Origin of the sequence: Pseudomonas sp. YQ_5, assembly GCF_043103305.1 — a bacterium.
Classification (GTDB): Bacteria; Pseudomonadota; Gammaproteobacteria; order Pseudomonadales; family Pseudomonadaceae; genus Aquipseudomonas; species Aquipseudomonas putida_Y.
This window is the reverse complement of the sequence record NZ_JBICJS010000069.1, coordinates 1-26,620: the sequence shown is the minus strand read 5'-3', so window position 1 is coordinate 26,620 and position 26,620 is coordinate 1. Positions and strand designations below refer to the sequence as shown.

General features: G+C 62.4%; 23 protein-coding genes. 17 read left to right on the top strand and 6 right to left on the bottom strand.

Going from position 1 to position 26,620, the window contains the following annotated elements:
* The first annotated feature begins 330 nt into the window (after positions 1-330).
* The 4 genes from ACF8EA_RS17120 to ACF8EA_RS17105 all read left to right on the top strand — a co-directional run bounded on the left by ACF8EA_RS17120 (position 331) and on the right by ACF8EA_RS17105 (position 3,304).
* On the top strand, positions 331-1,071 hold the full coding sequence (locus tag ACF8EA_RS17120) for a GntR family transcriptional regulator (protein ID WP_392522716.1): 741 nt from the start codon (positions 331-333) through the stop codon (positions 1,069-1,071).
* Between the two features lie 365 nt (positions 1,072-1,436).
* Positions 1,437-2,315, top strand: a complete 879-nt coding sequence (locus tag ACF8EA_RS17115) for an RHS repeat-associated core domain-containing protein (RefSeq protein ID WP_392522715.1) — start codon at positions 1,437-1,439, stop codon at positions 2,313-2,315.
* Between the two features lie 131 nt (positions 2,316-2,446).
* Positions 2,447-2,926, top strand: a complete 480-nt coding sequence (soxR, locus tag ACF8EA_RS17110; RefSeq protein ID WP_028698043.1) for a redox-sensitive transcriptional activator SoxR — start codon at positions 2,447-2,449, stop codon at positions 2,924-2,926.
* A gap of 129 nt (positions 2,927-3,055) precedes the next feature.
* Entirely contained in the window at positions 3,056-3,304 is a 249-nt protein-coding gene (locus ACF8EA_RS17105; RefSeq protein ID WP_021784025.1) for a CsbD family protein, read from the top strand.
* Positions 3,305-3,356: 52 nt separating this feature from the next.
* Here ACF8EA_RS17105 and ACF8EA_RS17100 read toward each other — a convergent pair whose 3' ends face one another.
* The 4 genes from ACF8EA_RS17100 to ACF8EA_RS17085 form a co-directional block, all read right to left on the bottom strand.
* Positions 3,357-4,610, bottom strand: a complete 1,254-nt coding sequence (locus tag ACF8EA_RS17100) for an OprD family porin (RefSeq protein WP_392522713.1) — start codon at positions 4,608-4,610, stop codon at positions 3,357-3,359.
* A gap of 67 nt (positions 4,611-4,677) precedes the next feature.
* Positions 4,678-5,982, bottom strand: coding sequence for a CitMHS family transporter (locus ACF8EA_RS17095; RefSeq protein WP_392522711.1), 1,305 nt, complete (start codon positions 5,980-5,982; stop codon positions 4,678-4,680).
* Positions 5,983-6,096: 114 nt separating this feature from the next.
* Positions 6,097-7,404, bottom strand: coding sequence for a dicarboxylate/amino acid:cation symporter (locus ACF8EA_RS17090; RefSeq protein ID WP_135192616.1), 1,308 nt, complete (start codon positions 7,402-7,404; stop codon positions 6,097-6,099).
* Between the two features lie 73 nt (positions 7,405-7,477).
* A complete protein-coding gene (locus tag ACF8EA_RS17085) occupies positions 7,478-8,557 on the bottom strand; it encodes a 4-oxalomesaconate tautomerase (RefSeq protein ID WP_392522709.1) in 1,080 nt (359 codons plus the stop codon).
* Positions 8,558-8,703: 146 nt separating this feature from the next.
* Between ACF8EA_RS17085 and ACF8EA_RS17080 the strand changes: the two genes are divergently transcribed.
* Positions 8,704-9,597, top strand: a complete 894-nt coding sequence (locus ACF8EA_RS17080; protein WP_003247268.1) for a LysR family transcriptional regulator — start codon at positions 8,704-8,706, stop codon at positions 9,595-9,597.
* A 153-nt stretch (positions 9,598-9,750) separates the two neighbouring features.
* A complete protein-coding gene (locus ACF8EA_RS17075) occupies positions 9,751-10,455 on the top strand; it encodes an RHS repeat-associated core domain-containing protein (RefSeq protein ID WP_392522707.1) in 705 nt (234 codons plus the stop codon).
* A gap of 91 nt (positions 10,456-10,546) precedes the next feature.
* Here the strand turns inward: ACF8EA_RS17075 and ACF8EA_RS17070 are convergent, their stop codons facing one another.
* Entirely contained in the window at positions 10,547-10,843 is a 297-nt protein-coding gene (locus ACF8EA_RS17070; protein WP_004577437.1) for a DUF3144 domain-containing protein, read from the bottom strand.
* 396 nt (positions 10,844-11,239) lie between these two features.
* Between ACF8EA_RS17070 and mtlD the strand changes: the two genes are divergently transcribed.
* The 5 genes from mtlD (at position 11,240) to ACF8EA_RS17045 (ending at position 18,058) form a co-directional block, all read left to right on the top strand.
* The gene (mtlD, locus tag ACF8EA_RS17065; protein WP_392522706.1) at positions 11,240-13,384 is read left to right on the top strand and encodes a bifunctional mannitol-1-phosphate dehydrogenase/phosphatase; all 2,145 of its coding nucleotides are present in this window, start codon (positions 11,240-11,242) and stop codon (positions 13,382-13,384) included.
* A gap of 317 nt (positions 13,385-13,701) precedes the next feature.
* Positions 13,702-14,484 (top strand): aldolase, encoded by a 783-nt coding sequence (locus tag ACF8EA_RS17060; RefSeq protein WP_021784050.1) that lies wholly within the window; start codon positions 13,702-13,704, stop codon positions 14,482-14,484.
* A 44-nt stretch (positions 14,485-14,528) separates the two neighbouring features.
* Positions 14,529-15,416: a dihydrodipicolinate synthase family protein gene (locus ACF8EA_RS17055; RefSeq protein ID WP_021784051.1), complete on the top strand. Its 888-nt coding sequence runs from the start codon at positions 14,529-14,531 to the stop codon at positions 15,414-15,416.
* 149 nt (positions 15,417-15,565) lie between these two features.
* Positions 15,566-16,780, top strand: coding sequence for a benzoate/H(+) symporter BenE family transporter (locus tag ACF8EA_RS17050; RefSeq protein ID WP_392522705.1), 1,215 nt, complete (start codon positions 15,566-15,568; stop codon positions 16,778-16,780).
* Between the two features lie 60 nt (positions 16,781-16,840).
* Positions 16,841-18,058 (top strand): MFS transporter, encoded by a 1,218-nt coding sequence (locus tag ACF8EA_RS17045; RefSeq protein ID WP_392522703.1) that lies wholly within the window; start codon positions 16,841-16,843, stop codon positions 18,056-18,058.
* Between the two features lie 36 nt (positions 18,059-18,094).
* On the opposite strand, the gene ACF8EA_RS17040 is transcribed toward ACF8EA_RS17045, so the two are convergent.
* Positions 18,095-19,402 (bottom strand): phospholipase effector Tle1 domain-containing protein, encoded by a 1,308-nt coding sequence (locus ACF8EA_RS17040; RefSeq protein WP_392522701.1) that lies wholly within the window; start codon positions 19,400-19,402, stop codon positions 18,095-18,097.
* A gap of 230 nt (positions 19,403-19,632) precedes the next feature.
* Here ACF8EA_RS17040 and ACF8EA_RS17035 point away from each other — a divergent pair, with 230 nt between their 5' ends.
* The 6 genes from ACF8EA_RS17035 to ACF8EA_RS17010 are packed head-to-tail and all read left to right on the top strand — an operon-like array spanning position 19,633 to position 26,441.
* The gene (locus tag ACF8EA_RS17035; protein WP_003247242.1) at positions 19,633-20,592 is read left to right on the top strand and encodes a MoxR family ATPase; all 960 of its coding nucleotides are present in this window, start codon (positions 19,633-19,635) and stop codon (positions 20,590-20,592) included.
* A gap of 4 nt (positions 20,593-20,596) precedes the next feature.
* A complete protein-coding gene (locus tag ACF8EA_RS17030) occupies positions 20,597-21,541 on the top strand; it encodes a DUF58 domain-containing protein (protein ID WP_028698037.1) in 945 nt (314 codons plus the stop codon).
* Positions 21,538-22,032, top strand: coding sequence for a DUF4381 domain-containing protein (locus tag ACF8EA_RS17025; RefSeq protein ID WP_319298442.1), 495 nt, complete (start codon positions 21,538-21,540; stop codon positions 22,030-22,032). The genes ACF8EA_RS17030 and ACF8EA_RS17025 overlap by 4 nt, the downstream gene beginning before the upstream one ends.
* The gene (locus tag ACF8EA_RS17020) at positions 22,025-23,101 is read left to right on the top strand and encodes a VWA domain-containing protein (RefSeq protein WP_021784056.1); all 1,077 of its coding nucleotides are present in this window, start codon (positions 22,025-22,027) and stop codon (positions 23,099-23,101) included. The genes ACF8EA_RS17025 and ACF8EA_RS17020 overlap by 8 nt, the downstream gene beginning before the upstream one ends.
* Positions 23,098-24,813: a tetratricopeptide repeat protein gene (locus tag ACF8EA_RS17015; protein WP_392522700.1), complete on the top strand. Its 1,716-nt coding sequence runs from the start codon at positions 23,098-23,100 to the stop codon at positions 24,811-24,813. The genes ACF8EA_RS17020 and ACF8EA_RS17015 overlap by 4 nt, the downstream gene beginning before the upstream one ends.
* Positions 24,810-26,441, top strand: coding sequence for a BatD family protein (locus ACF8EA_RS17010; RefSeq protein WP_021784058.1), 1,632 nt, complete (start codon positions 24,810-24,812; stop codon positions 26,439-26,441). Before ACF8EA_RS17015 ends, ACF8EA_RS17010 begins: the two co-directional genes overlap by 4 nt.
* Positions 26,442-26,620 lie beyond the last annotated feature (179 nt).

Genomic DNA, 26,620 nt, shown 5'->3' with positions numbered 1-26,620 from the left:
GGCCAGTTATTTCTGTGAGATTTGCGCGCGTACGCCTTGGCGCATGGCTCGATATCGCGCCGTACAAACAAGGCGGTCGCGCGCGCCTGTCACAGGCGTCACTGGCCAGAAACAAACGTAGGAGCGAGCGCAGCTCGCGATGCGCCGCGCGGGCGGCGCTCGATCTCCCAGGCGACGCACCTCTACCGCCATACAGGCGGCGCTCGATCTCCCAGGCGCCAAACAGGTTCTGGCAAGCCCCTGGGTGGCGCTGCTCGACAGGCTGGAACGTTCGGCATTCGGCCGCTGTTACACTGTCAACCGATGAAATTGGCGAGCCAGAGCAAAGGTATGAACCCAACGCGCTACTCCACCGTGGCAAAGGACTTGATGCAAGCCATTGCCAGCGGCCGTTACCCGGTGGGCAGCCTGCTGCCGACCGAGTTCGAGCTGTGCGACCTTTATAATGTGAGCCGGCACACGGTGCGTGCCGCTATCAACCAGCTGCTCACCCAAGGGCTGGTGTCGCGGCGCAAGCGGGTGGGCACCCGCGTGGAGGCCAGCAGCCCGCGCGGCGGCTATTCGCAATCGTCGGCCAGCGTGGCGGATCTGGCGCACCTGGCAGACACCCAGCAGCGGGAAATCCAGAGCGTGCGCCACTTTGTCGCCGACCTGAACGAGGCGGCGCGGCTGGGGCTGGTGCCGGGGGAGCATTACTTCTGCGTGTCGAGCATCCGCGTCGACCGGCAGCACCCTGCCGCGCCGCTTTGCTGGACCGACGTGTATGCGCCGCGCGACTATACCGAGGTCATTGACCTGGCCCGCGAGCACCCTGACCGGCTGATTGCCGGGTTGATCGAACAGCACTATGGCCGGTCAATCGCAGTGGTCGACCAGCAAGTGCGCGCGGTTTTGCTGACAGCGGAAATGGCCAAGGCGCTGAAGGCCGAGGCAGGCTCGCCGGGGCTGAACATCATCCGCCATTACCGCGAGGAGAATGGTGACTTGATGGCGGTTTCCGAGACCGTGCACCCGGATGACCGCTTTACCTTGGTCACCCAGATGCGCCGCGACCAGATACTGAAGGGGTAAAGTGAGAAAATTACGACATTGTTGAACTGCAATCACCTGACAGTTTTATCAGTGTCGAACCTGTGACAGGTGAGGCACACTCATACCTCGTTCAGTTCGGGTTCATCAAGACCATGCCTACAGATACTGACTCCACGCATATATCAAGACGCGTGCCAAGCAACTACTTGCCCTATGGCTATCGAAACGCCGAAAAGCAGCCGATCGGAATGTGAGGCTACAGTGGCGAGCCTCTATCTACCGGCAGCGAAACGCGTATCCCCTGAGGTGTTGCAGCCTGAATGACCTGATACTTTTATCAGTTTAAGCCTGTGCACTTCATAACACACTGATGCCAAGTGCCAGATCTGACGGTTCTCAGAGATATGTCAACGCATAAAACTTCGACATCACGCAAAAAACACGATCCGGCCATTGCAGCCTGTTCGGAAAGCCAGGCCCATGGCCAACATGGCGCCGCACGAACACCCACGGGCCCAACAAAAGGCCAGCCACGAAACTACACACCCTATGGGTTTCGAAACACCAAAGCGGAGCCGACCGGAGCGGTGGGGTTCAATGCTGAATTTTACGCTTCTGCGCTGGAAGGCTATGCACTCGGAAATGGGTACCGAGTATTCATCCCACGCTTGATGCGATTCATCAGCCCAGACAACCAGAGCCCTTTCCTCAAAGGCGGCATCAATGCCTATGCCTACTGCCTGAACGACCCTATCAACGCACAAGACCCTAGCGGAAAAAACGCAATCAAAAATTTTTTTCAGGCAGCCATTCAGATAGGCAGGAATTATAGACAACAATTCAAATCCTCCAATACGGCACACCTGCTTTCGAACAACCAAGCCAAACACCTTCAAACCGAACTCAAGAATGCCAAAAAATCAATAAGCGAGGGCATCGTAGACATCAACATCATCAACAACAAAAATAGCGTCAAAAAAATCAGCCCATCACTCATTTACAAATACACACTCATAAATGAAGGAGACGAAACCACCCTGATCGTCTTCGGCGCCTCTAGTGACGCCCTCTTGAATACTCACGCCAGCGGCGCTGAAATGTGGAATTTCAATGCCAGCAACAACGTTAGCGCTGCGGGCTATATCGCCTATGAGAAGGGTTTTTTTATTGTCGATGACTGGTCCGGCCACTATCAGCCAGAACCCTGGCGCACGGCGCTCGTAAAAGCCTACCTGGAAGGGTTGGGCTATGAGGTGAGAACTGTGCGCCGTGGCTTTGGGTAGCGTGCCCAACGGCTGAAAGATGATGGGCCAAAGGCGAATGCCTTCATGCATTACCCCGATGCCCCGGAAAACGGTTGCGGCGCCGACCGGGCCGGCTTATAAAAGCTCAACTTAACTTTAGGTCGACTCGTATGGCAGCGGACAACACACGGATGCTCACAGTGGGTGAAGTGGCCAAGCGCAGCGGCGTGGCGGTGTCTGCGCTGCACTTCTACGAAACCAAAGGGCTGATCGCCAGCGTCCGCACAGCAGGCAACCAGCGCCGCTATCCCTCGCTGGTGCTGCGTACCCTGGCGATCATCAAGGTGGCCCAGCGCACGGGTATTGCGCTTGAGGAAATCAAACAGGCACTCAGCCGTTATGCCCCCAACAGCAAGCTCACGGCAGCACAATGGAGCGAGATGTCCACGGCCTGGCGCGAAGACCTGAATGCCCGCATTCGCACACTGGAGGCACTGCGCGACAGCCTGGACAACTGCATTGGCTGCGGTTGCCTGTCGCTTGAAGACTGCCCGCTGCGCAACCCCGAAGATGTGCTGGCCAAGGAAGGAACCGGGGCGCGGATACTCGAGAAGAAGGCCCGCCAGGCTGCAGACTTGCCCAGTACGTAACGGTCAAAATGCTCGATAAGCCCGCCTGCTTGTCTTCGACCTTGCTTGCGTTGGAACCATTGCGACGCGCCACCGCCCTAAGCCTGTGTTGTTGACACTCAGTCGCTCACAGGAAGGAACACAACCATCATGAAACGTGAACAGATCGAAGGTGTTGCTGAAAACCTCGCAGGCAAGGCGCAGAGCGCTGTAGGCCGACTGGTCGAAGATCCGGCGCTGGAGGCCGAAGGCGATGGGCGTCAGGCCGCAGGTCAGTTGACCAAGTCCTATGGTGACACGCTGGACACGGTGTCTTCATTCGTCAAGGAAAAGCCTTTCGCCGCAATGGCCATCACAGCCGCTGTCACACTCGTGGTCTCTCGCCTGCTGCGCCGCTGAGCGGGGCACCGCAAGCAAGGCCTGGGCCGGGTATGTGACCCGGCCCGCGCCATCACCAGATGGCGATATCGTAGGTAAGGTACAAGCGGTTGCTGTCGCGCCCGCGAGCGAAATCCGAACGATAGACATAGTTGCGCAGTTTCACGCCCAGACCTTTCATTGGCCCGCCCTGCACCACGTAGGCAATCTCGGCGTCACGCTCCCATTCTTTGATGCCCTCGCCACCTGAGCGGCCATTGTCGCCACTCAGGTAGCGCGTCATGAAGGTCAGCCCCGGCACGCCGGCGGCCGCGAAGTTGTAGGCGTAGCTGGCCATCCAGGTTTTCTCTTCCTCCTCGATGAACTTGCCGATGCCGACGTTGCTGAACGAATAAACGGTCGCACCGCTGATATACGGCAAACCGGCATCTCCATCGAGCACCTGATAACCGGCCCCCAGGGTATGGCCGGAATGCGCATACGCCACCTGGCCACTGAACATCTGGTTGTCGATGCCGCCGCCATAGGCCGCCCCGCTGTCGCGGCTTTTGAAGTAGCGCAGGTCCGTGGTCAGAACCCCGCCAGCCAGCGGCAGGTCATGCACCAGCCCGGCAAAATCCTGGCGATAGAAGTGCTCCAGCTGGCCATGGTACACACTCAGGCGCAGTTGTTTGCTGACGGCATAGTCGGCACCGGCAAAGCTGAAGTCACCCGACTTGCCGCCCCCATAGCCATCCAGATAAATGCCAGTGCTGTTGGACGAGTCACGCTGCTTGAAACGGTCAAGGTGCCCGGCCGTCAGGGTCAGCCCGTCGATATCCGTGCTGGTCAGCTGAGTGCCCTGATAGGTCTGTGGCAGCACCCGCGCATCGTTGTAGACCAGCACCGGTGTCTTGGGCAGCAAGGTCCCGTGCTTGACCACGGTGCTGCCCAGGCGGGCTTTGGCCGTGACCCCGGCACTGGCGAACTCATCCGCCGCACGGCCATCGTCGTGCACCGGCAACAGCCCGGTACCGCTGCGTCCGCGCCCGGAATCAAGGCGTACGCCCAGCAGGCCCAGTGCATCGAGCCCCATACCCAAAGTACCTTGGGTGAAACCTGACTGGTAGTCGAGCAGAAAGCCCTGAGCCCATTCCACCCGTTCGCTTTTGGCCGTGGCGGCAGCGCGGGCACTCATACCCTGCTCGTCACGGAAATTCTCGTTGAAATACACGTTGCGCAACTGCAGCTTGAGCTTGCTGTCATCGACAAAACCGGAAGCGCCGGCAACAGGCAGCCAGCCGCAAAGCAGGCCTAAGGTGGCCCCACGGAACACAACTCGGGACATGATCGGTACTCTATTGTTGTTTTCGGAGTGAGCGGAGGTCGGGGCGCCTGGCGGCGCCCGATAATGCCTAGACGAAGAAGGACAAGGCACCCGTGAGCAACGCCAGTGCTGTGATCACCAGCGAGGTGAGCACGGCCCATTTCACCGTGGCCTTCTGGAAGTCGCCGATATCCCGGTCGACCATGCCCACCAGCAGCAAGGTGGAGGCCACCAGCGGGCTCATCAGGTGCACAGGCTGCCCCAGCACCGAGGCGCGGGCAATTTCCACCGGGTCGATACCATACGCGGCAGCGGCGTTCGCCAGGATCGGCACAACGCCGAAGTAGTAGGCGTCGTTGGACAGCACGAAAGTCAGCGGCATGCTGGTCAGCGCCACCACCAGCGGGAACCAGTGGCTCCAGGCTGCCGGAATCCAGTCCACCAGGGTCTGCGCCAGTGCGTCAACCATCTTGGTGCCCGAGAAAATACCGGCAAATATGCCTGCGGCGAATACCAGCAGCACCACGGTCATGGCGTTACCCGAATGGGCGAGAATGCGTTCTTTCTGCACATTCAGCTGCGGGTAGTTGATCATCAGCGCGGCGACGAAACCGATCATGAACAGGATGGCTGCGTGCATCAGGCCCAGCACCAGCGCAGTCATGACGACAATCACCAACACCAGGTTCACATAGGCCAGACGCGGGCGCTTGTGCGGGTTGTCGCCGAGGATTTCTTTGATGTAGCAGTTGCCTCCGCCGGACTCCAGGGCAATATTGCCGATACGCCGACGCTCGGCACGGCCAAGCAGATAAGCGGTAAACACGACCCACACAGCCCCGCCGATGACGGTGGGCAACATCGGAATGAAGTACTCGGTCGCATCCAGACCAAGCGCGGCAATGGCGCGGGTGGCGGGGCCGCCCCACGGGCTCATGCCGCTCATGATGCTCAATGACAGCATCGAGACGGTAGCCAGGATCATCGGGTTCATGCCGATGCGCTTGTACAGCGGCAGCATGGCGGCACAGGTAATCATGTAAGTCGTGGTGCCATCACCGTCCAGCGCAACCAGCAGCGACAGCAGGGCGGTGCCGATCGCGATCTTTATCGGGTCGCCATTCACCCGTTTGAGAATCTTGCGGATCAACGGGTCGAACAGGCCGGCGTCGATCATCAGGCCGAAGAACAGGATGGCGAACAGCAGCAGCGCGGCAGACGGTGCGACCATTTTCAGCCCATCGAGCATCATCTTGCCCAGGTCTGGCGCGAAACCGCCAATAACGGCGAAAACAATCGGCACGATGGTCAGCGCGACGATAGGGGACAGGCGTTTACTCATGATCAGGTAGGTGAAGGTCACCACCATGATCAGGCCCAGAAGTGCGAGCATGGTTTGTTCTCTTGTTTTTATTGTCTATGTGGCCACCCGCAGCGCAGGCGGCCCCCTGACCCCCACCCGGCAACGCCTGGTGAGGGCCTGTGAAAAGCTAGAGGGTGTCGGGGCTCAGCCGTGGCGGCGCGGTTCGGCGACCCAGTCGGCTGTTTCAGCGACGGGGCTGACCACCGGCTCGCCGTTCAGGCGGCTGTGCAGTGTCTGGCGGTCACAGGCATTTTCCGACAGCGAAACCACCACCGTAGCCACTGCATTGCTGGCAAGACTCGTCAGCGCACGGGCTTCCGACATGAAGCGGTCGACCCCGATCAACAGGGCCAGGCCGGCCAGGGGAATGTCGTGAATCACAGTAAGAGTCGAGGCCAAGGCCACGAAACCGCTGCCGGTTACACCTGCCGCGCCCTTGGAGGACAGCAGCATGATCGCCAGCATGGTGACCACCTGGCCCAGGCTCAGGTCGATGTTGCAGGCCTGCGCGATGAACACGGCTGCCAACGACAGATAGATGGCAGTACCGTCCAGGTTGAACGAGTAGCCAGTGGGCAGCACCAGGCCAACCACGCCTTTTTTGCACCCAAGCTTCTCGAGTTTTTCGAGCATTCGCGGCAGCACCGGCTCGGTTGAAGAAGTCCCCAGCACCACAAGGAACTCTTCGCGGAAATAGCGCAGCAGCTTCCACAGGCTGAAGCCATGGGCCCGGCAGATGCCACCGAGCACCACCAGCACGAAGAACGCACAGGCGATGTACAACGTCCCCACCAGTTTGGCCAGCGAGCCAAGGGACGTAATGCCGTACTGGCCAACGGTGAATGCCAGTGCGCCGAAAGCGCCGACCGGGGCAAAGCGCATCAGGTAGCCGAAGATGCGGAACACCATGGTCGAAGCCGACTCCAGCACGTCCAGTACCGGCTTGCCCTTTTCGCCCATCGACGAGAGGGCGAAACCGCTGAGTACGGCGATGAACAGGACCGGCAAGACCTCACCCTTGTTGAAGGCACCGATGAAGGTGTCCGGGATGATGTGCATGAAGAAGTCCACCACGCTCAGCTTGGCAGCCGAGGCGGTGTACTGGCTCAGGCCCGCCGTACTCAGGGTAGCGGGATCGATGTTCATGCCGACACCTGGCTTGAACAGATAGACCGCTGCCAGTCCGATCACCAGGCTGACCACCGTCAGGCCCAGGAACAGCAGCAGGGTCTTGCTCATCAAGCGTCCCAGGGAACGTTTGTCAGTCATGCCGGCGATGCCGGTGACGATGGTGCAGAACACCACCGGCGCGATCATCATCTTGATCAGTTTGATGAACGCATCACCCAGCGGCTTGAGGGCCACGGCCTGTTGCGCCCAGAAGTGTCCGACCACCACGCCCAGCAGGACGGCGCAGAGAATCTGGAAATACAGCGATTTGGCGAGTCTCATGAGGCATCACCCATTGTTGAAATTGTGCGGATGCGCTTGTTACGAATGTGCAGGTCTGGATCAGCGCCTGGAGCTACCCGGCCAACCTGCGGAATGTAGGGGCGTAGACGAACCCTGAGAAGAGCCGCCGGGCGGTTCGCACCACCGAAGCCTGGATCGTCTTGCCATCGGCACCGCTGCGCGTCAGCGCAACATCGATGCCGCCACTTGGATGCTCCAGGCGGACCTCGGCCAGTTGCTGTGCACCTTCGCCCAACAGGTCGGCAATCACGGTGCCAGGGCTGACGCAGGCAGTCGCCAGCCCCACGGCGCCAGTGATCGCCAAGGCACGATGGCAGTTGTGCGGCATGAAATAGCGAACCTGCAACGTGCCATCATAGCGAGGCTTGGAAACCAGCACTGGCTTGGGGATGACCATGCCACTGACATCGCCCAGGCCCATGGCCTTTCCGGCCTTCAGCCGCAACGCTTCCAGGCGTTCGAGCAGCGCGCTGTCGGCGTCCAGCTGAGCAGGGGTTTCCGAGCCACTGACCCCCAGTTGGCTAGCCTCTACCACCATCATCGGCATGGCCATGTCGATGCAGGTCACCGGCACGCCATCAATCACGTCCTGGGCCTTGCCCGTGGGGAACAGCTTGCCGGTCTTGCTGCCGACCGCGTCGAGGAAGGTCAGGTGCACCGGGGCGGCAGTGCCCGGTACCCCATCGATCGCCGTGCGGCCTTCGTAGCGCACGATCCCGCCGGGCGTTTCGACCAGCGAATTGACGAAAGTGCCGGTGTTCAGGTTGCGAATGCGCACCAAGGTCTTGCCTTCCTGGCCTTTTACCAACCCCTGTTCGATGGCGAATGGCCCAACAGCACACAGCATGTTGCCGCAGTTGGGGGCCGTATCAACCCGGCGCTGTGCGACCATGACCTGCACGAACAGGTAGTCGACGTCAGCGTCGGCGTGCAGTGACGGGCTGATGATTGCCACCTTGCTGGTCTGCGGGCTGCCGCCACCGATACCGTCGATTTCCAGCTCATGGCCAGAGCCCATGAGGTTGATCAGCAACTCGTCGCGCTCGACCACATTGGCAGGCAGGTCCCAGGCGTGGAAGAACGGCCCTTTGGAGGTACCGCCGCGCATGAGTACGCAAGGAATTCGTTGCATGATTTCGCACTCTTGTTGATCAATGGACATCATTGATGCTGTGGACAAAAGAGTGACAGGGATGGATAAATCAATCCAATGCAAATATCGTAGCTATTATTGCGATTTAAACATCAATAAAGCACCAGGCCAGTCGAAGGTTTTTTATGGAATATGAGCTGCAAGACATCAGATCTTTCGTGAAAATCGCCGAACTTGGCAGCTTTCATGAGGCCGCCGAAGCGCTTCACCTGTCCCAGCCGGCCCTGAGCCGGCGGATCAAGAAACTGGAGGAAGGCCTGGGCACCTCGCTACTGGAACGCACCACTCGCCGGGTCAGCCTGACCAGCGTGGGCCGCGACTTTCTGCCCAAGGCCAGGCGCCTGCTGGATGACTTTGAAGACTCGATCCTCAGCATCCGCGAACTGGCCGAGCGCCAGACCGGTCAGGTTACCCTCGCCTGCATTCCTACCGCGGCGTTCTACTTCCTGCCGTCGGTGATCCGCGATTACAACGAGCAATACCCGAAAATCCGCATTCGCCTGCTGGACCTTAGCGCCAACGACGGGCTCGAAGCCGTACTGCGCGGCGAGGCCGACTTCGGCATCAACATGATGAGTGGCCAGCACCCGGACATCGAGTTTGTCTCGCTGGTGCAGGAGCACTTTGTACTGGCCTGCCGGCGTGACCACCCACTGGCGAATCGCGCCTCCGTTACCTGGACAGAGCTGGCTGATTACCGCCTGATCGGCGTCGGCCGCCTGAGTGGCAACCGCATGCTGCTGGACCATGCGTTGTCCGGGCTCAACCTGCGGCCCAAGTGGTTCTACGAAGTGCAACACCTGTCCACGTCGCTGGGCATGGTCGAGGCCGGGCTGGGCGTGTCCGCCATGCCCAGCCTGGCCATGCCCAATGCCGACCACCCCACGCTCGTGAGCGTGCCGTTGATCGAGCCGCAAGTCACCCGCACGCTAGGGCTGGTGTACCGGCGCGGCGCATCGCTGTCGCCGGCTGCGGAAAAATTCGTTTCGATCCTGCTGCAGAAATGGCCAAATCGCTGAGGACATCAGCGCGCACAAAACCTAGTAAAACTGCCAGTTGCTAATAAAGGCGGTCTGCAGCAGGTTATGTGCAGGCGCACTGTTTGGACGCATTCCGACATGAAACACGCAGGTGAACACTTCAATTACCGAATATTTGTCGACGAGAGGCGAATGCAGAAACAGCCGCTGTCGTATACAGCTTACGGGGAACTGTGGGCCCGGCCAGACGCGTGTTTAGGGTACAATGGCGAGTGGAAAGACGAGATTTTACAATCGTATAGTCTTGGCCAGGGACATCGCTACTATAGCCCTGCCTTGATGCGATTTCTCAGTCCAGACGCGTTGAGCCCGTTTGGGCAGGGTGGAGTAAATACATACTGTTATTGCCTGGGCGACCCGGTAAACAGGCTTGACCCTTCAGGCCGGCTAAGCATCATTAAGCTACTGATGCCTTGGCGTAAAACAGGTCTTACTCAATTTCTGAAAAAACATGGGATACCTAAGGAGCCACTCAAACCATTTTTAAAAACCTGGGGAAAAAGCTTGTCAGTGTACAAGAAGCAGGAAGATGGGACCTACAATCACTTCTTGATAAAGGAAAAAGGCAAAAACGGGACATATGACGCTCTTCCCCACCCTATCCTGCGCGATAATCTTGCGGGCAAGACTGTTTACAAGAAAGATGATTTAAGAATCGACCTATGGCTGGATGACGGTCGCAACAGAAACCATGACCGTACTGATGCCCACTTTAAAAAGTATGGTTTTGAAAGGGTTACCTACCGTCGTAAATGGTTCATAAGCGCCGCCCCTGCGCAGCCACAACAGAGCGAATCCGCTGAATCATTGGTTCCCGCTCTACGTGGAGTTCCATAAGGCACAAAGCAAAAGTAACGCATCAAATTGCCATCATACGCGATAATTCACGCATTTCATTGGATGGAACTTTCGAGATCTCGCACAGAGACTAGTCGTTCTTGCCCAGCATGTACCGGTCAAAATGCTCGATATGCTCATCGAGGTTGTCCTCGAGCATCATCCGGTACTGGTCGCAGAAGTACTTCAGAATCTCTTCCCGTGCCGCACCCAGTTCCGCGCCGCTCTTGAAGCTGCGGGCGCTCATCCAGGCGCTGAAGCGCGCGGCGCCGAAGGTCAGCGAGGCGCTTACCTTGCCCAGGTCTTCGAACTTTTCGATCTGCTGGTTCGCCAGTTCGATGTGCGCATCGGCACGATCGTAAAAGGCCTGGTCGGTAGCTTGGGTCATTGGGGTTCACCTTGTTGCGCAATTCGCGCGGGAGGCCAAGCCTTGCATGTCACGGCGCATACATGCAAGGCTGAAAAGGGATCACCCATGACGAAAAGGAAGCAAAGCACCTCATGCTTGGAATCACACGTATCCATCGCTATTTGCGCCCACTGCCTGCGAAACCGACCGCAGCCAGTGGGCGTGACCTCAAGGCCAAACGCGCCACCCGCCTCGCCTCGAAGGTTGCCAACCTTCTCTGCACCCCCCGCTCCGCCCCGCCTTACCTCTGTGTCACCCCTGAGCGTCCCGCTGTCGAACGTGTGCCCCCGACCTGACTGCCTCCTCTGCAGCTCACACACCGTACTCGCCTGTTGCAGGCGGAGTGCCTGACGCAACGACAAGGGGCAACAGCCAATGCTTTTCTTTCACGGTAAACACATTTTCAGCGCCATCTTCGATATGGATGGCACCCTCTTCGACACCGAGCGCCTGCGCTTCAAGACACTCAAACAAGCGTCTCTGGAAATCTTCGGCAAAGCGCTGAGCGAGCACACCCTGATTGGCTCGCTGGGCCTGAGCGCAAAGAAGGCCGAGGCCCTTGCCAAAGCGCATAACGGCGACGACTTCCCATACGCCGAAATCCGCCAACGCGCCGATGAACTTGAACTGGAGTACGTGCGCAATCACGGCGTACCGATCAAGGCCGGCCTGCTGGAGGTGCTGGAGCGCCTGCGCAAGTCGGGCCTGACCATGGCGGTGGCCACCTCCAGCCGCCGTGCCATTGCCGAGGAGTACCTGATCAACGCCAACGTGCTGAAGTACTTCGACATCACCGTTTGTGGCGATGAAGTCAGCCAAGGCAAACCCCACCCAGAGATTTTCCTGAAAGCCGCCCGCGCGCTCAATTGCGAGCCAGACCAGTGCTTCATGGTCGAGGACTCGGAAAACGGCATGCTGTCGGCGATGCGCGCCGAAGGGCAGGCGATACTGATCGAGGACATCAAGCCGCCTGCGCCGGAAATCAAGGCGGGCGCGCTCAAAGCCTACCGCAGCATGCATGAATTTCTCGCCGACCTGAGCGAGTGCGTACCCGACCTGGGCATGCCTGCATTGAGTGAGCCGTTCCCGGCCTCGATGAACCAGTTCAGCGTGGGCATTCATGGTTTCGGCGCCATCGGCGGCGGTTACCTGACACAGGTATTTTCCCATTGGGACGGCTACACCCGACCGCGTGAAATCATTGCCGCAACCCGCTCACGCATGCTGCGCGAAAGCGTCAGCGCCTTTGGCCGCTACAGCGTACGCTACGGCGCCACGTCGTTCGACCAGACCATCGACAACGTGCGCATGATCGACATGGACGATGACGACGCGGTCATCAGCATGTACACCACTGCCGAAATCATCGGCCTGAGCCTGCCCGAGCAGGCCATCAGAAGCCAGGCCAGGGTGATCGCCCAAGGCCTGCTGCAACGCTTCGAGCGCCGAGGCCGCGAGCTGACTCTGCTGATCGTGCTGAACAAGGTTGGCGGTGCGGCGTTCGTGCGTCGTCACGTGCAAGCCGAGCTGGCGTTACTGTGCCCGCCTGCGATCAGCGCGCAGGTTATGCAAAAGACCCATTTCGCCGAAACGGTGGTCAGCCGCATCGTGTCCAAACTGGGCAATGACGCACTGGTACGGCAACTGCGCATCAAGTCGCAGATGTTCCAGAACAGCCTGGAAGACGAGCCTGCAAGCACGCGCAAACCTTCAGCGCCGCTACCAGAGTACGAACGGCTGATCGGCCACTTCAGGCCCTTTGCGCAGCCCAGCAGCGCCATGAGCCAGCTGCATCTGGTGCTGTTCAACAGCGAAGCCGACATGCCGCTTTACGCCGAGCGCGGCAGCGATTTGCTCGAACGCCTGCGCCAGGTGAAGACAGTGCCAGACATTGCCCAGATCCAGATCATCAAGAACCGCCTGTGGAACGGCCCGCACGCCATCGTGGCCTGGTACGCCAGCCTGCTGGGCCATGCCTGGGTCGGCCAGGGCATGGGCGATGCGCGGGTGAGTGAACTGGCCGAGCGCCTGATTCGCCAGGAGGTCGCGCCCGCACTGGTGGCCGAATACCCACAGATGGCCGAGGTGGTCAGCCGCTTTGCCGAGGCATTCCTCGAACGCTGCAAAACCTCGTTCAAAGACCCGTGCGCCCGGGTAGGCCGCGACCCCTTGCGCAAGCTGCAACGCAACGAACGCATCCTCAGTAGCATCGACCTTGCCCGCAAGCACGGTATTGCAACCCCGGCTCTGGCGTTTGGCGCAGCCCTGGCCATTCACCATGCCCTGCGATGCGAAGACGACAAGGATCAGGAAGCTCAGGCGATCAGGCAGGTTTATCTAGACCACGATGCCAGTGTCGAGGCCGTGCTTACCCATGACGGCAACTGCAATGGTAAAGGCTTTCCAGGGTTGCACCCGATACGTGACGCACAGCTGATCACTGCAATTTCAGATGCCTTCCGGCAGTACCCGCGAAGAGATCCGGCAACCAATCTGGACGGCCTTTGTATAGGCGCATGAGCCATCGATGGAGCAGAACGGCCTTGCGCAAAACCCGCACGCCTGCCTAAACCCCTTCAGGAGCGGCTTTAGCAGCGAACACCGGCGTAGCCGGTGCCATCCACCGAGTTGGATGCTTCGCGGCTAAAGCCGCTTCCACTTGTTCAACGCTGCCCCCTGCACACGAGAGATGAATACCCGGCGAGCGAGATGCTGCAAAGGCGTCGCGCTTTTGTGTCACGCCACACTTGAATATGACACAAGGTGTCATTATGATCGCCAAGTGTCCTGACGACATCCCGATGTCACTTCATCTTTTCCTCAAGCAGGTACCGCCCATGACGACCACCATGCACACCCCCAAGGACCAGCTTGTCAAACTCGCCCAGCAACAGATGCTGACGGCGCTGGCCGACAACACCTACACCGCGCGACAAAAGCTCGCCCTCACCTGCCGTATCCTGTTCGACGGCGGCCACGACTCTGGCCTGGCCGGGCAGATCACTGCGCGCGCGCAGGAACCGGGCACCTACTACACCCAGCAACTGGGGCTTGGCTTCGACGAAATCGCCGCCTCCAACCTGCTGGTGGTGGACGAAGACCTGACGGTGCTGCAAGGCCGTGGCATGGCCAACCCGGCCAACCGCTTCCACAGCTGGCTGTACCGCGCCCGCCCCGACGTCAACTGCATCATTCACACCCACCCGCTGCACAGCGCCGCCTTGTCGATGCTGGAAGTTCCGCTGGCCATCTCGCACATGGACCTGTGCCCACTGTTCGACGACTGTGCATTCCTCAAGGAATGGCCCGGTGTGCCGGTGGGCAACGAAGAAGGCGAAATCATCGCGAAGGCGATTGGCGACAAGCGCGCAATCCTGCTTTCCCATCACGGCCTGCTGATCGCTGGCCGTTCGATCGAGGAAGCCTGCGTACTCGCCCTGCTGTTCGAGCGCGCAGCCAAGATGCAACTGCTGGCCATGGGCGCCGGTGACATCCGCCCCATCCCCGAAGCCCTGGGCAAAGAAGCCCACGACTGGATTTCCACCCCCAAACGTCACGGCGCCGCCTTCAGCTACTACGCGCGCCGCGCCTTGCGTGCCCATGGCGACTGCCTGGGCTGATCGAAGCTGTACTCTTTCCTCAACAACGGCAAAGGTGCCTGGTCATGTCTACATCTGTAATTCGCGGCGTTATCGGCTACACCATCACTCCCTTCACGGCAGACGGCACACTCGACCTGGATGCCCTGGGCACGTCCATCGATAGCCTGATCGCAGACGGCGTGCACGCCATCGCGCCATTGGGCAGCACCGGCGAAGGGGCTTACCTGTCCGATAGCGAATGGGAAACCGTGGTGCGCTTCAGCCAGGCACGCATTGCCGACCGCGTACCCAGCGTGGTCAGCGTCTCCGACCTGACCACCGCCCGCACCGTGCAGCGTGCCCGCCTGGCACAGGCCTGCGGCGCCACGGCGGTGATGGTGCTGCCCATCTCTTACTGGAAGCTCACCGAAGCCGAAGTGATCGCCCACTACAAGGCGGTCGGCGCCGCCATCGACATTCCGATCATGCTCTACAACAACCCGGGTACCAGCGGCACCGACCTGTCGGTGGAACTGATCCTGCGTATCCTCGGCGAAGTGCCCAATGTGACCATGGTCAAGGAAAGCACCGGTGACATCCAGCGCATGCACCGCCTGTTCACGGCTACAGATGGGCAGGTGGCGTTCTACAACGGTTGCAACCCGCTGACCCTGGAAGCCTTGGTGGCCGGAGCCACTGGCTGGTGTACCGCCGCGCCCAACCTGATCCCGGCACTCAACCTGGCGCTGTGGGACGCCGTACAACAAGGCGATCTGGCCGAAGCCCGTGCGTTGTTCTATCGCCAGTACGAACTGCTGGAATACATCACCCGCCGCGGCCTGCCGACCACCATCAAGGCCGGTCTGAAAATGCTCGGCCAGGATGTCGGCGCCCCGCGCCTGCCCCTGCAGCCGCTGGATGCGCAAGGCAGCAACCACCTGAAAAGTCTGCTGGTGGCGCTGACCAACTGACGCACAAACCTGCCCGGCAGCCTGTCGCTGTCGGGCAGCCTTTTTCTTCAGGAACAGCCTTGTGCGGTGAAAGGGCCAATGACGCTGCAGTCGGATTACCCCTTCGCAGTACAAGGCTGCACATGATCTGACCATTACCAGAGGCAACCATGGACGCGCCTGCACAAAGCGCTGCAACCCCACTGAGGCTGACAGACATCCTTCACCCGGTGATTGCCGGACTCGTTTCGGTGATCGTCAACTACGGCGGCACGTTCATCCTGGTGTTCCAGGCGGCCAAAGTGGCCGGGCTGAGCCCGGAGCTGACGTCATCGTGGGTCTGGGCGGTGTCGATCGGCGTCGGCCTCAGCGGCCTGGCATTGTCCTGGTACACCCGCGAGCCGGTCATCACAGCCTGGTCCACGCCAGCCGCCGCGTTCCTGGTCACCGCCCTGGCCAGCGTGCCCTACAGCGAGGCCATAGGTGCCTACCTGCTGTCGGCCGCCGGCTTCGTGGTGCTGGGGCTGAGCGGGTGCTTCGAGCGCCTGGTGCGCGTCGTGCCCGGCGGCATTGCCGCCGGCCTGCTGGCCGGCATCCTGCTGCAGTTCGGCATCGGTGCCTTTGCCAGCCTGTCGGTCGACCCCGCCCTCGCCGGGCTGCTGATTGCAGCCTATGTGGCCTTCAAACGCTTCACCGCCCGTTACGCCGTGGTCGCCATACTGCTGCTGGGCCTGGGGTATTTGTTGCTGCAGGGGCAAGTGGGCCTGACCACGTTGCGTCTGGAATTCGCCTCACCGGTTTTCACCGCGCCCACCTTCTCCCTCAACGCGGCCCTCAGCGTGGCCCTGCCCTTGTTCCTGATCACCCTCACCGGCCAGTACATGCCCGGCATGCTGGTGCTGCGCAACGATGGATTCAAGACCAGCGCCAACCCGATTGTCGCCGTCACCGGCATGGGCTCGTTGCTGATGGCGCCCTTCGGTTCACACGCGTTCAACATCGCCGCCATCACCGCGGCCATCTGCACCGGCAAGGAAGCCCATGAAAACCCGGACAAGCGCTGGGTGGCGGGCATCGCTGCCGGTGTCTGCTACATTCTCGTCGGGGTGTTCGGGGTCACGCTGGCGAGTGTCTTCATGGCCCTGCCGGGCACCTTTATCACCACCCTGGCGGGCCTTGCCCTGCTGGGCACCATCGGCGCCAGCCTGGCCAGCGCCATGGCCGATGCCCGTTCACGCGAGTCAGCACTGATCACCTTCCTGGCGGCGGCGGCCAACATCAGCCTGTTCGGCATTGGCGGGGCTTTCTGGGGCCTGGTCATTGGTCTGCTGGCCCATGTTGTACTGAACGGCCGCCTGCCCGGTTTGAGGGGCACCTCCCACTAAGCGGGCTTTCCACCACCTTGCAGTGCGCCAATGGCGCACTCTACTCAACAGGTTATCGACATGCTCCACCCTGGCCCCAAGCTGCTGACCCAAATTGCTGCCGTGCACTTCGTCAGCCATGTGCACATCATGCTGATCCCGGCGCTGCTGCCGGTGCTGCCCGGCTTGCTGGGCGTGGGCTTCGTAGAGCTGGGCGTAGCCCTGGCAGTGTTCAACATCGTCTCCGCGCTGGTGCAGGCCCCGCTGGGTTACGCTGTGGACCACTATGGTGCACGTAAAATGCTCAAGGCCGGGCTGCTGTTGGGCAGCCTCAGCTTTGTGCTGCTGGCGGCCAGCCCCGGTTACGCGGTATTACTGGTGGCGATGGCCATGGCTGGCCTGGCCAATGGTGTATATCACCCGGGCGACTATGCGTTGCTGGCCAACGGCATCAAGCCCGCACGCCTGGGGCGGTCGTTCTCTATTCATACCTTTGCCGGTTTCCTCGGTTCGGCCGTTACCCCAGCCGTATTTCTCGGCATCGCCGCGGCGCTCGGCACGCGGGCAGCCCTGGCGGCGGGCGCAGTATTCGGGGTAGCCGCGCTGCTGCTGATATCGATACCTGGCAGTGGCGTTTACCGGGTCGCCAGGCCTGCCAACAAACAAGACGCAGGCCCGGCCGCAGCTACAGGCCGCGTACGCTTGTTCACCCCCATGATCGGCGTGCTGACGGTGCTGTTCATCCTGCTCAACCTGAGCACCAGTGCCATCGAGAAGTTCTCCGTAGCGGCCCTGGTCCAGGGCCAAGGCCTGACACTGGCCTGGGCCAACGCCGCGCTCACCGCTTTCCTGCTGAGCAGCGCAGCCGGCGTGCTGTGCGGGGGCGCTTTGGCCGACCGTACCCGGCGCCATGGACTGGTGGCGGCACTGGCCTTCGCACTGGCGGCTGCACTCACCGCACTGGTGGCGCTGGGGCTGCTGCAGGGCTGGGCGCTGGTGGCCGTACTGGGTGCCATCGGCTTGCTCACCGGGGTCATCGCCCCATCACGGGACATGCTGGTCAAAGCGGCGGCGCCACCCGGGGCCGAGGGCAAAACCTTCGGCCTGGTGTCGACCGGGTTCAACATCGGTGGCGCCATCGGGCCAGTGGCGTTCGGCTGGATGCTCGATCAGCGCATGCCCAACGGGATTTTCATCGCATCGGTGGTGTTCATGCTGCTGACAGTGCTGCTGACCCTGGCACAGGAGACGTATTCAGCCAGGAGACGCGCGACAGAACACTTGGCGCGCGCCCAGTAGGACCCGGTGCAACATTGCCGGGCCACGAACAATCATTCATTGCACCGGGTTGGCATGCGCCACTCGCCCGTCTGCTCCCGGTCGATTGACGAACAGCACATCCAGCACACTGTTGCGCAAGCCCTTCAGTGCATTCCAGTTCGCTGACGCATGCACGTATTTGTCGCGCAACAGCCGCTGTTCTTCCTCGCTCAACCCCACCTGCCCAGTTTCTCCCAAGGCAAAGGCATGCAATTTGCGGCTGATGCCCAACAACTCCTCCGGCAGCCGATGCTCAGCCTGCGCCCCCAACGGCGCAAACGGCACACCAGCGCGCACCGCCAACGCCCGCATCACGCTCAAGTACACCCGGGACAAGTGCCCCGCCACTTGCCGCTCCCGGTACACCGCCGCATAGACCTGCTTTTGCGCCTCGTCCCGCCGTCCGCCGGCAATCGGCTCCTCCCAGGTCATCACTCGCGGCCTGGGTTCGCCCATGTCGGCAAACGCCGAAGCCAGCAAGGCACTCACCTTGGCATGTACGCGGCACTGCTCGACGCACATGCCTGCGGGCACCCGCTGGGACTGCGGCTTGCACAGCAGCACCTGCTCCAGAAGGGTCTCCGGGTAACCACCACCAATATTCGAGTGCACGCCCGGCAGCAGGATATCGTGGCCACTGCGCACCAGCGGGAAGTTATGCCGCCGCTCGTCCTCGGCCACCAGTTGCACCACGTGCCGGGCAATACCCGCACCCAGGCCCAGGCGCAAGCCACCGTGGCGGCCGTCTGCCGGGTCGAAGTCACCCTGTAAGGGCGCGATGATCGCCGCCACGGTGTCGAACAGGCCGATAAAGTTGATCGAGGTTTCGCACGCCACCGACAACAGCCCACCCGCGCCCTCGTGCAACAGGTTGGCCAGATGCCGCACCGCCGCAGCGCCTCGGCTGAAACCGAAAAGATCGAACTCGATCCGCTCCAGCTTTGCCTGCGGATGCGTCCGGCGCCATGCCTGCAGTTGCTCGGCCATCCCCTGCAACGCCTCGGCGACCCGCGCCTCGGCCCCCGTGCGCCCATGCCCGGTGGCCGAAGCGTAGACATGGTCGGCTTCACCCGCCACCGTGCCCACGCCTTCCACATAGCGCTTCAAGAACGCCTGCGGCCCGTCGGCATTGGCCGCATCAGACGGATACAACGCATGCAACAGGGCCACGTTGCTCAAGGCGTTGCCATAGCTGCCGCCCTTTTCACCCTGATCGCCCACCGCCGTGGCATTGTGCTGGTTGTTACCAGTGCCATCGAAGAACACGCCAAAACGCAGGTTGACCGGCGTAAGGTTTGGCGTGCTGCCGCTGCTCATTTTCATCGTCGTGCCTTCTGCTTGTCCGAAAAGCACAAGCAGGCGCCAGCACGCCGTCACGGAACATCAGGCAATCGCCAGCCATACGTAGGACATTTCTTTGCCCGCAGGCCCGACTGCAACGATAAATTTACCCGCCGCCATTGGTCGCCGCCCCCTCGGATAGATTAAAGTATCCCCCTTGCCAAGGCTGCTGCCTCAAGCCGCCTCAGGCCCCCTACCAGGAACCGTCGCCGATGGAACACCGTGAAGCGCTGATCGCGCTGCGCACTTTTCTTTCTACCCAGATCCTAGGCCAGGAAAAACTGGTCGAACGGCTATTGATCGTGCTGCTGGCTGACGGCCACATGCTGGTCGAAGGGGCACCGGGCCTGGCCAAGACCAAAGCCATCAAAGAACTCGCTGAAGGCATCGAAGCGCAGTTCCACCGCATCCAGTTCACCCCCGACCTGCTCCCGGCCGACATCACCGGCACGGAGATTTACCGCCCGGAAACCGGCAGCTTCGTGTTTCAGCAGGGGCCGATCTTCCATAACCTGGTGCTGGCCGACGAAATCAACCGCGCACCGGCCAAGGTACAGTCGGCGCTGCTCGAAGCCATGGCCGAGCGCCAGGTCAGTGTGGGCCGCAGCACCTACGACCTGTCGCCGCTGTTTCTGGTCATGGCCACGCAGAACCCGATCGAGCAGGAAGGCACCTACCCGCTACCCGAAGCCCAGCTCGACCGCTTCCTGATGCATGTAAAAATCGGCTTCCCCGACGCCGCCGTAGAGCGGCGTATCCTGGCGCAAGCCCGGGGTGAAGCCCTGGGCGGCGAGACCAAGCCTGAGCGCCGGGTCAGCCAGCAGGCCATCTTCGCCGCGCGCAAGGAAATCCTTGGCCTGTACATGGCCGACGCAGTGGAGGAATACCTGGTGCAGTTGGTCATGGCCACCCGCACCCCGGCCAAGTTCGACACCGAGCTGGCTGACTGGATCGCCTATGGCGCCAGCCCGCGCGGCTCCATCTCGCTGGACCGCTGCGCGCGTGCCCACGCCTGGCTGGCCGGGCGCGACTTTGTCAGCCCCGAAGACATCCAGGCAGTGCTGTTCGACGTACTGCGCCACCGTATCATCCTCTCCTTCGAGGCCGAGGCGGCAGGGATCGACCAGGACCGCGTGGTCCAGCGCATCCTCGACGTCGTCGCCGTTGCCTGACCCCATGCCCACTGCGCAACTGGCCGAACATGGCATCCGCATTGGCCTTGCCGAGCTGATCGACATGCGCCACCGCGTGCGCGAAATCCAGCTGTTTTCCAAGCCTGGCCAACGCAGCCCGCTGGTGGGCCTGCACCATTCCAGGCTACGTGGGCGCGGCGTCGACTTCGACCAGGTGCGCGTTTACCAGGCCGGCGATGATGTGCGCAACATCGACTGGCGTGTCACTGCGCGTACCCAGGAGCCGCACACCAAGCTGTTCCACGAAGAACGCGAGCGGCCGATCTTCATCCTCGTCGAACAAAGCCAACGGCTTTTCTTCGGCTCGGGGCTGATGTTCAAGTCCGTACTGGCGGCACAGGCGGCGGCGCTGTTCGGCTGGGCAGCACTGGGCCACAACGACCGCATCGGCGGCCTGGTGTTCGGCGACAACGAACACCACGAAGTCAAACCCCGGCGCAGCAAACAGAGCCTGCTGCAACTGCTCAACCGCTTGGCAAAGGTCAACCAGTCACTGCACACCGAAGCCGTACCGGGGGCCGACAGCCTCGGCCTGGCCCTGCGCCGCGCCCGCGAAGTGCTGCGCCCCGGCAGCCTGGCCATCGTGATCTGCGATGAGCGCTCGCTCAGCGCCCAGGTGGAACAGCACCTGGCCATGCTTTCACGGCATTGCGACCTGCTGTTGCTGCCAGTATCCGACCCGCTCGACCACGCGTTGCCCGCCGCCGGCCTGCTGCGCTTCGCTCAGCGCAGCGCCCAACTGGAGCTCGACACCCTCGACGCCAACCTGCGCCAGGCCTACCGACAGCAGGCTGAAGCCCGTATCGAGCGCTGGGAGCTGATGGCGCAAAAGCTGAGGGTGGTACTGATGCCACTGAGCACGCAAAGCGAAATGGTCGAACAACTGCGCGAGTACCTGAGCGCCCAGCGGCCACGGAGCGCGTCATGAACCCGCTTGACCAGTTGCACCCACTGATCGCCCCGGCACCGGTCAGCTTGTGGCCTCCCGCACCGGGCTGGTGGCTGCTGCTGACCGTCCTGCCGCTACTGGGCTGGGGCTTGTGGCGGCTGCGCCGCTGGCGCCCGGGCAAACGCCGCATCGTGCGCGCCGAACAACCCCTGGACCCGGTGCGCCTGGAAGCCTTGGCCGAGCTGGCCCGCCTGCCACGTCCGTATGACGGTGCCCCGGCTGGCGCCTGGCTGCAACAGATCAACGCTCTGCTCAAACGCCTGTGCCGCAACCACTACCCAGGCGCCAACAGCCACACCCTCAACGGCCGCCAGTGGCTGGCCTTTCTCGACAACCGCTGCCCGGCCGCCGGCCTGACCCGCTGGATGGTACTGGTCGAAGGCGCCTATAAACCCGAGTGCAAGCTCGATGACAAGGCCATCGCCGGGCTCAGCCAAGCCGTCGAAACCTGGATCCGCAAGCATGTTTGAACTGGCATGGCCGTGGGTCTTCGCCCTGTTGCCGCTGCCATGGCTGGCGCGCCTGCTGCTGCCCGCAGCCGACAGCGGGGAACCGGTGCTCAAGGTGGGCTTCCTCAACGAGCTGGAAGGCCTGGCCGGGCGCCGCGCGCGGCTCAACCTGCCCACCTGGCGCCAGCAGGCACCGTTCGTCGTCATCTGGCTGTTGCTGCTGTGCGCCGCCGCTCGCCCGCAATGGCTGGGCGAACCGGTGCCGATCGCCGCCAGCGGCCGCGACCTGCTGGTGGCGGTGGATGTGTCCGGGTCGATGGACTTCCCCGACATGCAGTGGAAGAACGAGGACATCAGCCGCCTGGACCTGGTCAAGGCGCTGATGGGCGACTTCCTGCAAGACCGTGAAGGCGACCGCGTGGGCCTGATCCTGTTCGGCAGCCAAGCCTATCTGCAAGCGCCGCTCACCTTTGACCGGCGCACCGTGCGCACCTTCCTCATCGAGGCGCAGATCGGCATCGCGGGCAAGAACACCGCCATCGGCGACGCCATTGGCCTGGCGGTCAAACGCCTGCGCGAACGCCCCGCACAAAGCCGGGTGCTGGTGCTGATCACCGACGGTGCCAACAACGGCGGGCAGATTCACCCGCTGACAGCCGCCCGCCTGGCGGCCCAGGAAGGCGTGCGTATCTACACCATCGGTATCGGCGCCAACCCCGAAGCCAATGGCACCCCAGGCCTGCTCGGCCTCAACCCGAGCCTGGACCTGGACGAAGCCGCGCTAAAGGAGATTGCCGACATCACCCACGGTGCCTACTTCCGCGCCCATGACGGCGCCGAACTGGACGCTATCGGCGATACCCTCGACCAACTGGAGCCCGTGGCCCAGCAACCGACCCAGGCGCGCACAGCCCAGGCCCTGTACGCCTGGCCCCTGGCGCTGGCGCTGCTGCTCAGCGTGCTGCTGGTGGTGGCCGTGCAGTGGCCCGACAACCTGTTGCAACGCGTGCTGCGCAAGCCGCGCTTCCTGCAGCCGCACCCGGAATGGCGCCAACGCTTGAAGCGCCTGCGTTTAAGGAGGCGGCGATGATCGATTTGTGGCCCCAATGGCTGCGTCCGCTCTGGCTGCTGGCGGTGCCGGTGCTCGGCTGGCTGCTGTACAAGCTGTGGCACCGGCGCAAACGCGCCGGACGCTGGCAGATGATTCTGCCGCCCGCCTTCCATGGCGTGCTGCTGGGTGGCGGCAGCGGCAGCACCAGCAAACTGCCGTGGGTGGCGCTGGGCCTTGCCTGGTTACTGGTGATCCTGGCGCTACTCGGGCCCAGCTGGCAGCGCCTGGAAGAAAGCCATCAGCGCCCGGCCGACCCACTGGTGATCCTGCTCGAACTGACCCCGCAAATGCTCGCCGAGGACAGCCCGCCCAACCGCCTGGAACAGGCCCGGCGCAAGATCCTCGACCTGCTTGAACACCGCCGCGACAGCCAGACGGCCCTGGTGGTGTATGCCGGCTCCGCGCACACCGTCGTGCCGCTGTCTGACGATCTGGCCACCACCCGCAATTTGCTCGAGGCCATCGACCCTTCGATCATGCCAAAACCCGGCCAACGTGCCGACCTGGCCGTGCAAAAAGGCCTGGCGCTTTTGGCCCAGAGCGGCCTCGGCCAAGGCCGCCTGCTGCTGGTAGGCTCGGCGCTCAGCGCCGCCGAACGGCAGGGCATCGTCCAGGCCCTTGGCCGCCAGGGCCCAAGCCTGCTGATGCTGGGCATCGGCAGCCGCGAAGGCGCCCCTGTGCGCCAGGCCAATGGCGAATACCTTAAAGACGACCAGGGCGGCATCCTTTTGCCTCGCCTGGACAGCGCCAGCCTGAAGGGCTTTATCCGCAGCACGGGCGGGCGCTACCGGCATGCCCGCATCGACGACCTCGACCTGCGTGGCCTGGGCCTGTTCGACAACCCGCGGAGCGGGCGCAATGACGGCCAGACCCTGCAACTGGATAGCTGGGCCGACCAAGGTTACTGGCTGCTGATTCCATTGTTGCTGCTGGCCGCCTGCGCCGGCCGGCGCGGCTGGCTGTTCTGCCTGCCGCTGCTGCTGGCCTTGCCGCAGCCTGCCCAGGCTTTTGAGTTCAACGACCTGTGGCTGCGCCCCGATCAGCAAGGCCAGAAGCTGCTGGAGCAAAACCGTCCGGCCAGCGCTGCACGTCACTTCCAGAACCCGCAATGGCGCGGCATGGCCCTGTACCAGGCCGGCGACTATGCCGGTGCCGCCGAGGCATTTTCCCAAGGCGACACAGCAGCAGCCCACTACAATCGAGGCAATGCCCTGGCCCATGGAGGCGAGCTGGAAGCCGCCCTGGATGCCTACGAACAAGCCCTGGAGCGCCAGCCCGACCTGCAGGCCGCACTGGACAACCAGGCGCTGGTGCAGCAACTGCTGCAGCAACGTGAAGCCAAGGCCGAGGAACAGCCACCCGGCAGCGATACCCAAGACACGCCCGGCAGCGAAACCGAAGGCAACAGCAGCTCGGCCAGCAACCAGGCCCAAGGCACACCCGGCAACGACCAACAGGCCAGCCCCGAACAACCCGGCGAAAGCAGCAACAGCCAGGCAGCACCCGGCAACCAGGCCGGGGGCGACGACAGCGTCATCCAGCCGCCCCAGCGCCCGGTATCGACCAACCTCGACGGCGAACAGCGCCAAGCCCTGGAGCAATGGCTGCGGGAGATCCCCGACAACCCGGCAGAGCTGCTGCGACGCAAATTCTGGTATGAACAGCAATTGCATCAGGAAAAATCACGATGAGTCGCTTCGGCGTCTTGCTCCTCACCCTGCTGTGGGCCGTGCTGGCCCACGCCGAACCGCTGCTGCAGGCCAGCGTCGACCGCACCCGCCTGGAGGCGGGCGAAAGCCTGGAACTGACCCTGGAAAGCCAGGATGTCACCCAGTTCGGCAAGCCTGACCTGCGCGCCCTGGAAGGTGACTTCGAAGTGCGCGGTACGCGCCAGCTGAACAGCCTGCACACCCTCGACGGCGAAACCCGCGCCAGCACCCGCTGGATCATCACCCTGCTGCCACGGCGCAGCGGTAGCCTGCGCATACCCGAGCTGCAACTGGGCCAGTCGCACAGCCAGGCCATCGAACTGCAAGTGCTGCAGGCCGATGCCAGTCGCCAGGAAAACGCTCAGGTATTCATCGAAGCGACCCTCGACAACCACGACGTCTATGTCCAGGCCCAAGCCGTGCTGACGGTGCGCATCTACCACTCGGTAGCGCTGTACGACGACAGCAGCCTCAGCCCCCTGCAACTGGAGAACGCCAAGGTCGAGCCGCTGGGCGAGTCGCGCACGTATGAAAAGGAAATCAACGGCGTGCGACATGGCGTGATCGAAACCCGCTATGCGGTGTATGCCCAGCAAAGCGGTACCCTCGACATCCCGCCGCTGACATTCACCGCCACGGCAGCCGCCAGCAACGACGAAGCAGCGCAGGCCAATGGTACGGCCCGCGCCGGCCATCAGGTCCAGGTCAGCTCGCTGCCCTTGCGCCTCAACGTACGGCCGATTCCCGCAGCCTGGCCGGCTGGCTTGCCGTGGTTGCCAACCAGCAGCCTGACCCTGGAAGAGCACTGGAGCCCCGACCCCGGCAGCCAGCAGGTACAGATTGGCGACTCGCTGACGCGCAACATCACCTTGCGTGCCGAAGGCTTGTCCAGCACCCAACTGCCGCCGCTGCCGGCCACAGAGATCATCGGCCTGCGCCGCTACCCTGACCAACCGTTGTTGCGCAACGAAATCAGCGAACGGGGCATGACCGCCAACCGCGAAGAGCGCGAGGCCCTGGTGCCGACCCACAGCGGCACGCTGGCCTTGCCGGCGCTGGAAGTGGCCTGGTGGAACACCCGCGAAGATCACCTGGAGCACAGCAGCCTGCCGGCGCGCACGCTGAACGTACAGGACAACCCGGCACTGAGCGCCGACACCCCGGTGGGCGACAACAGCAGCGCCAGCACCCTGCTGTGGCCGTGGCAGCTGTCCACACTGGTGTTCGCCCTGACCACCGTGCTGGGCTTCGCCCTATGGTGGCGCGCCCGCTCGCGGCCAGCGGTGCTGCGCGCCGCGCAGAACGGGCCAAGCCCACGCACCTTGCTGGACGACCTCAAGCGCGCATGCCAGGCCAACGACCCCCAGGCTACGCGCCAGGCGCTGGATGCCTGGGCCCGGCAGCAACCGGAAACCCTGGCCGAGATGGCGGCGCGCTTCGTGCCGTTGTCGGATGCGCTGGATGGTTTGAACGGGGCGTTGTACAGCGAGAGCGGGCAGTATTGGCAGGGTGAAGACTTGTGGCGGGCGATTGGTACCATTCCGCCGGCTGAGCAGGTATTGCTGCCGACGGGCGAAAACGGCAGTTTGCCGCCGCTTTATCCCAAGTAAGCCAGCAGGTGTTCGCCATAGGGTTTTCAGCGCCTGTGAGATCGAGCGCCGCCCGCGCGGCGCATCGCGAGCTGCGCTCGCTCCTACGTTTGTTTTTGGCCAGTAACGCCTGTTACAGGCGCGCGCGACCGCTTTGTTTGTACGACGCGATATCGAGCTATGCGCCAAGGCGTACGCGC

What these genes read in the sequence shown, in the direction of transcription:
- ACF8EA_RS17035 (WP_003247242.1), top strand. Translation starts at nt 19,633, where the DNA reads ATGGAACACCGTGAAGCGCTGATCGCGCTGCGCACTTTTCTTTCTACC.
- ACF8EA_RS17090 (WP_135192616.1), bottom strand. Translation starts at nt 7,404, where the DNA reads ATGAGACTCGCCAAATCGCTGTATTTCCAGATTCTCTGCGCCGTCCTG.
- mtlD (WP_392522706.1), top strand. Translation starts at nt 11,240, where the DNA reads ATGCTTTTCTTTCACGGTAAACACATTTTCAGCGCCATCTTCGATATG.
- ACF8EA_RS17095 (WP_392522711.1), bottom strand. Translation starts at nt 5,982, where the DNA reads ATGCTCGCACTTCTGGGCCTGATCATGGTGGTGACCTTCACCTACCTG.
- ACF8EA_RS17045 (WP_392522703.1), top strand. Translation starts at nt 16,841, where the DNA reads ATGCTCCACCCTGGCCCCAAGCTGCTGACCCAAATTGCTGCCGTGCAC.
- ACF8EA_RS17020 (WP_021784056.1), top strand. Translation starts at nt 22,025, where the DNA reads ATGTTTGAACTGGCATGGCCGTGGGTCTTCGCCCTGTTGCCGCTGCCA.
- ACF8EA_RS17025 (WP_319298442.1), top strand. Translation starts at nt 21,538, where the DNA reads ATGAACCCGCTTGACCAGTTGCACCCACTGATCGCCCCGGCACCGGTC.
- ACF8EA_RS17040 (WP_392522701.1), bottom strand. Translation starts at nt 19,402, where the DNA reads ATGAAAATGAGCAGCGGCAGCACGCCAAACCTTACGCCGGTCAACCTG.
- ACF8EA_RS17075 (WP_392522707.1), top strand. Translation starts at nt 9,751, where the DNA reads ATGCAGAAACAGCCGCTGTCGTATACAGCTTACGGGGAACTGTGGGCC.
- ACF8EA_RS17030 (WP_028698037.1), top strand. Translation starts at nt 20,597, where the DNA reads ATGCCCACTGCGCAACTGGCCGAACATGGCATCCGCATTGGCCTTGCC.
- ACF8EA_RS17060 (WP_021784050.1), top strand. Translation starts at nt 13,702, where the DNA reads ATGACGACCACCATGCACACCCCCAAGGACCAGCTTGTCAAACTCGCC.
- ACF8EA_RS17050 (WP_392522705.1), top strand. Translation starts at nt 15,566, where the DNA reads ATGGACGCGCCTGCACAAAGCGCTGCAACCCCACTGAGGCTGACAGAC.
- ACF8EA_RS17080 (WP_003247268.1), top strand. Translation starts at nt 8,704, where the DNA reads ATGGAATATGAGCTGCAAGACATCAGATCTTTCGTGAAAATCGCCGAA.
- ACF8EA_RS17085 (WP_392522709.1), bottom strand. Translation starts at nt 8,557, where the DNA reads ATGCAACGAATTCCTTGCGTACTCATGCGCGGCGGTACCTCCAAAGGG.
- ACF8EA_RS17100 (WP_392522713.1), bottom strand. Translation starts at nt 4,610, where the DNA reads ATGTCCCGAGTTGTGTTCCGTGGGGCCACCTTAGGCCTGCTTTGCGGC.
- ACF8EA_RS17070 (WP_004577437.1), bottom strand. Translation starts at nt 10,843, where the DNA reads ATGACCCAAGCTACCGACCAGGCCTTTTACGATCGTGCCGATGCGCAC.
- ACF8EA_RS17120 (WP_392522716.1), top strand. Translation starts at nt 331, where the DNA reads ATGAACCCAACGCGCTACTCCACCGTGGCAAAGGACTTGATGCAAGCC.
- ACF8EA_RS17115 (WP_392522715.1), top strand. Translation starts at nt 1,437, where the DNA reads ATGTCAACGCATAAAACTTCGACATCACGCAAAAAACACGATCCGGCC.
- ACF8EA_RS17105 (WP_021784025.1), top strand. Translation starts at nt 3,056, where the DNA reads ATGAAACGTGAACAGATCGAAGGTGTTGCTGAAAACCTCGCAGGCAAG.
- soxR (WP_028698043.1), top strand. Translation starts at nt 2,447, where the DNA reads ATGGCAGCGGACAACACACGGATGCTCACAGTGGGTGAAGTGGCCAAG.
- ACF8EA_RS17015 (WP_392522700.1), top strand. Translation starts at nt 23,098, where the DNA reads ATGATCGATTTGTGGCCCCAATGGCTGCGTCCGCTCTGGCTGCTGGCG.
- ACF8EA_RS17055 (WP_021784051.1), top strand. Translation starts at nt 14,529, where the DNA reads ATGTCTACATCTGTAATTCGCGGCGTTATCGGCTACACCATCACTCCC.
- ACF8EA_RS17010 (WP_021784058.1), top strand. Translation starts at nt 24,810, where the DNA reads ATGAGTCGCTTCGGCGTCTTGCTCCTCACCCTGCTGTGGGCCGTGCTG.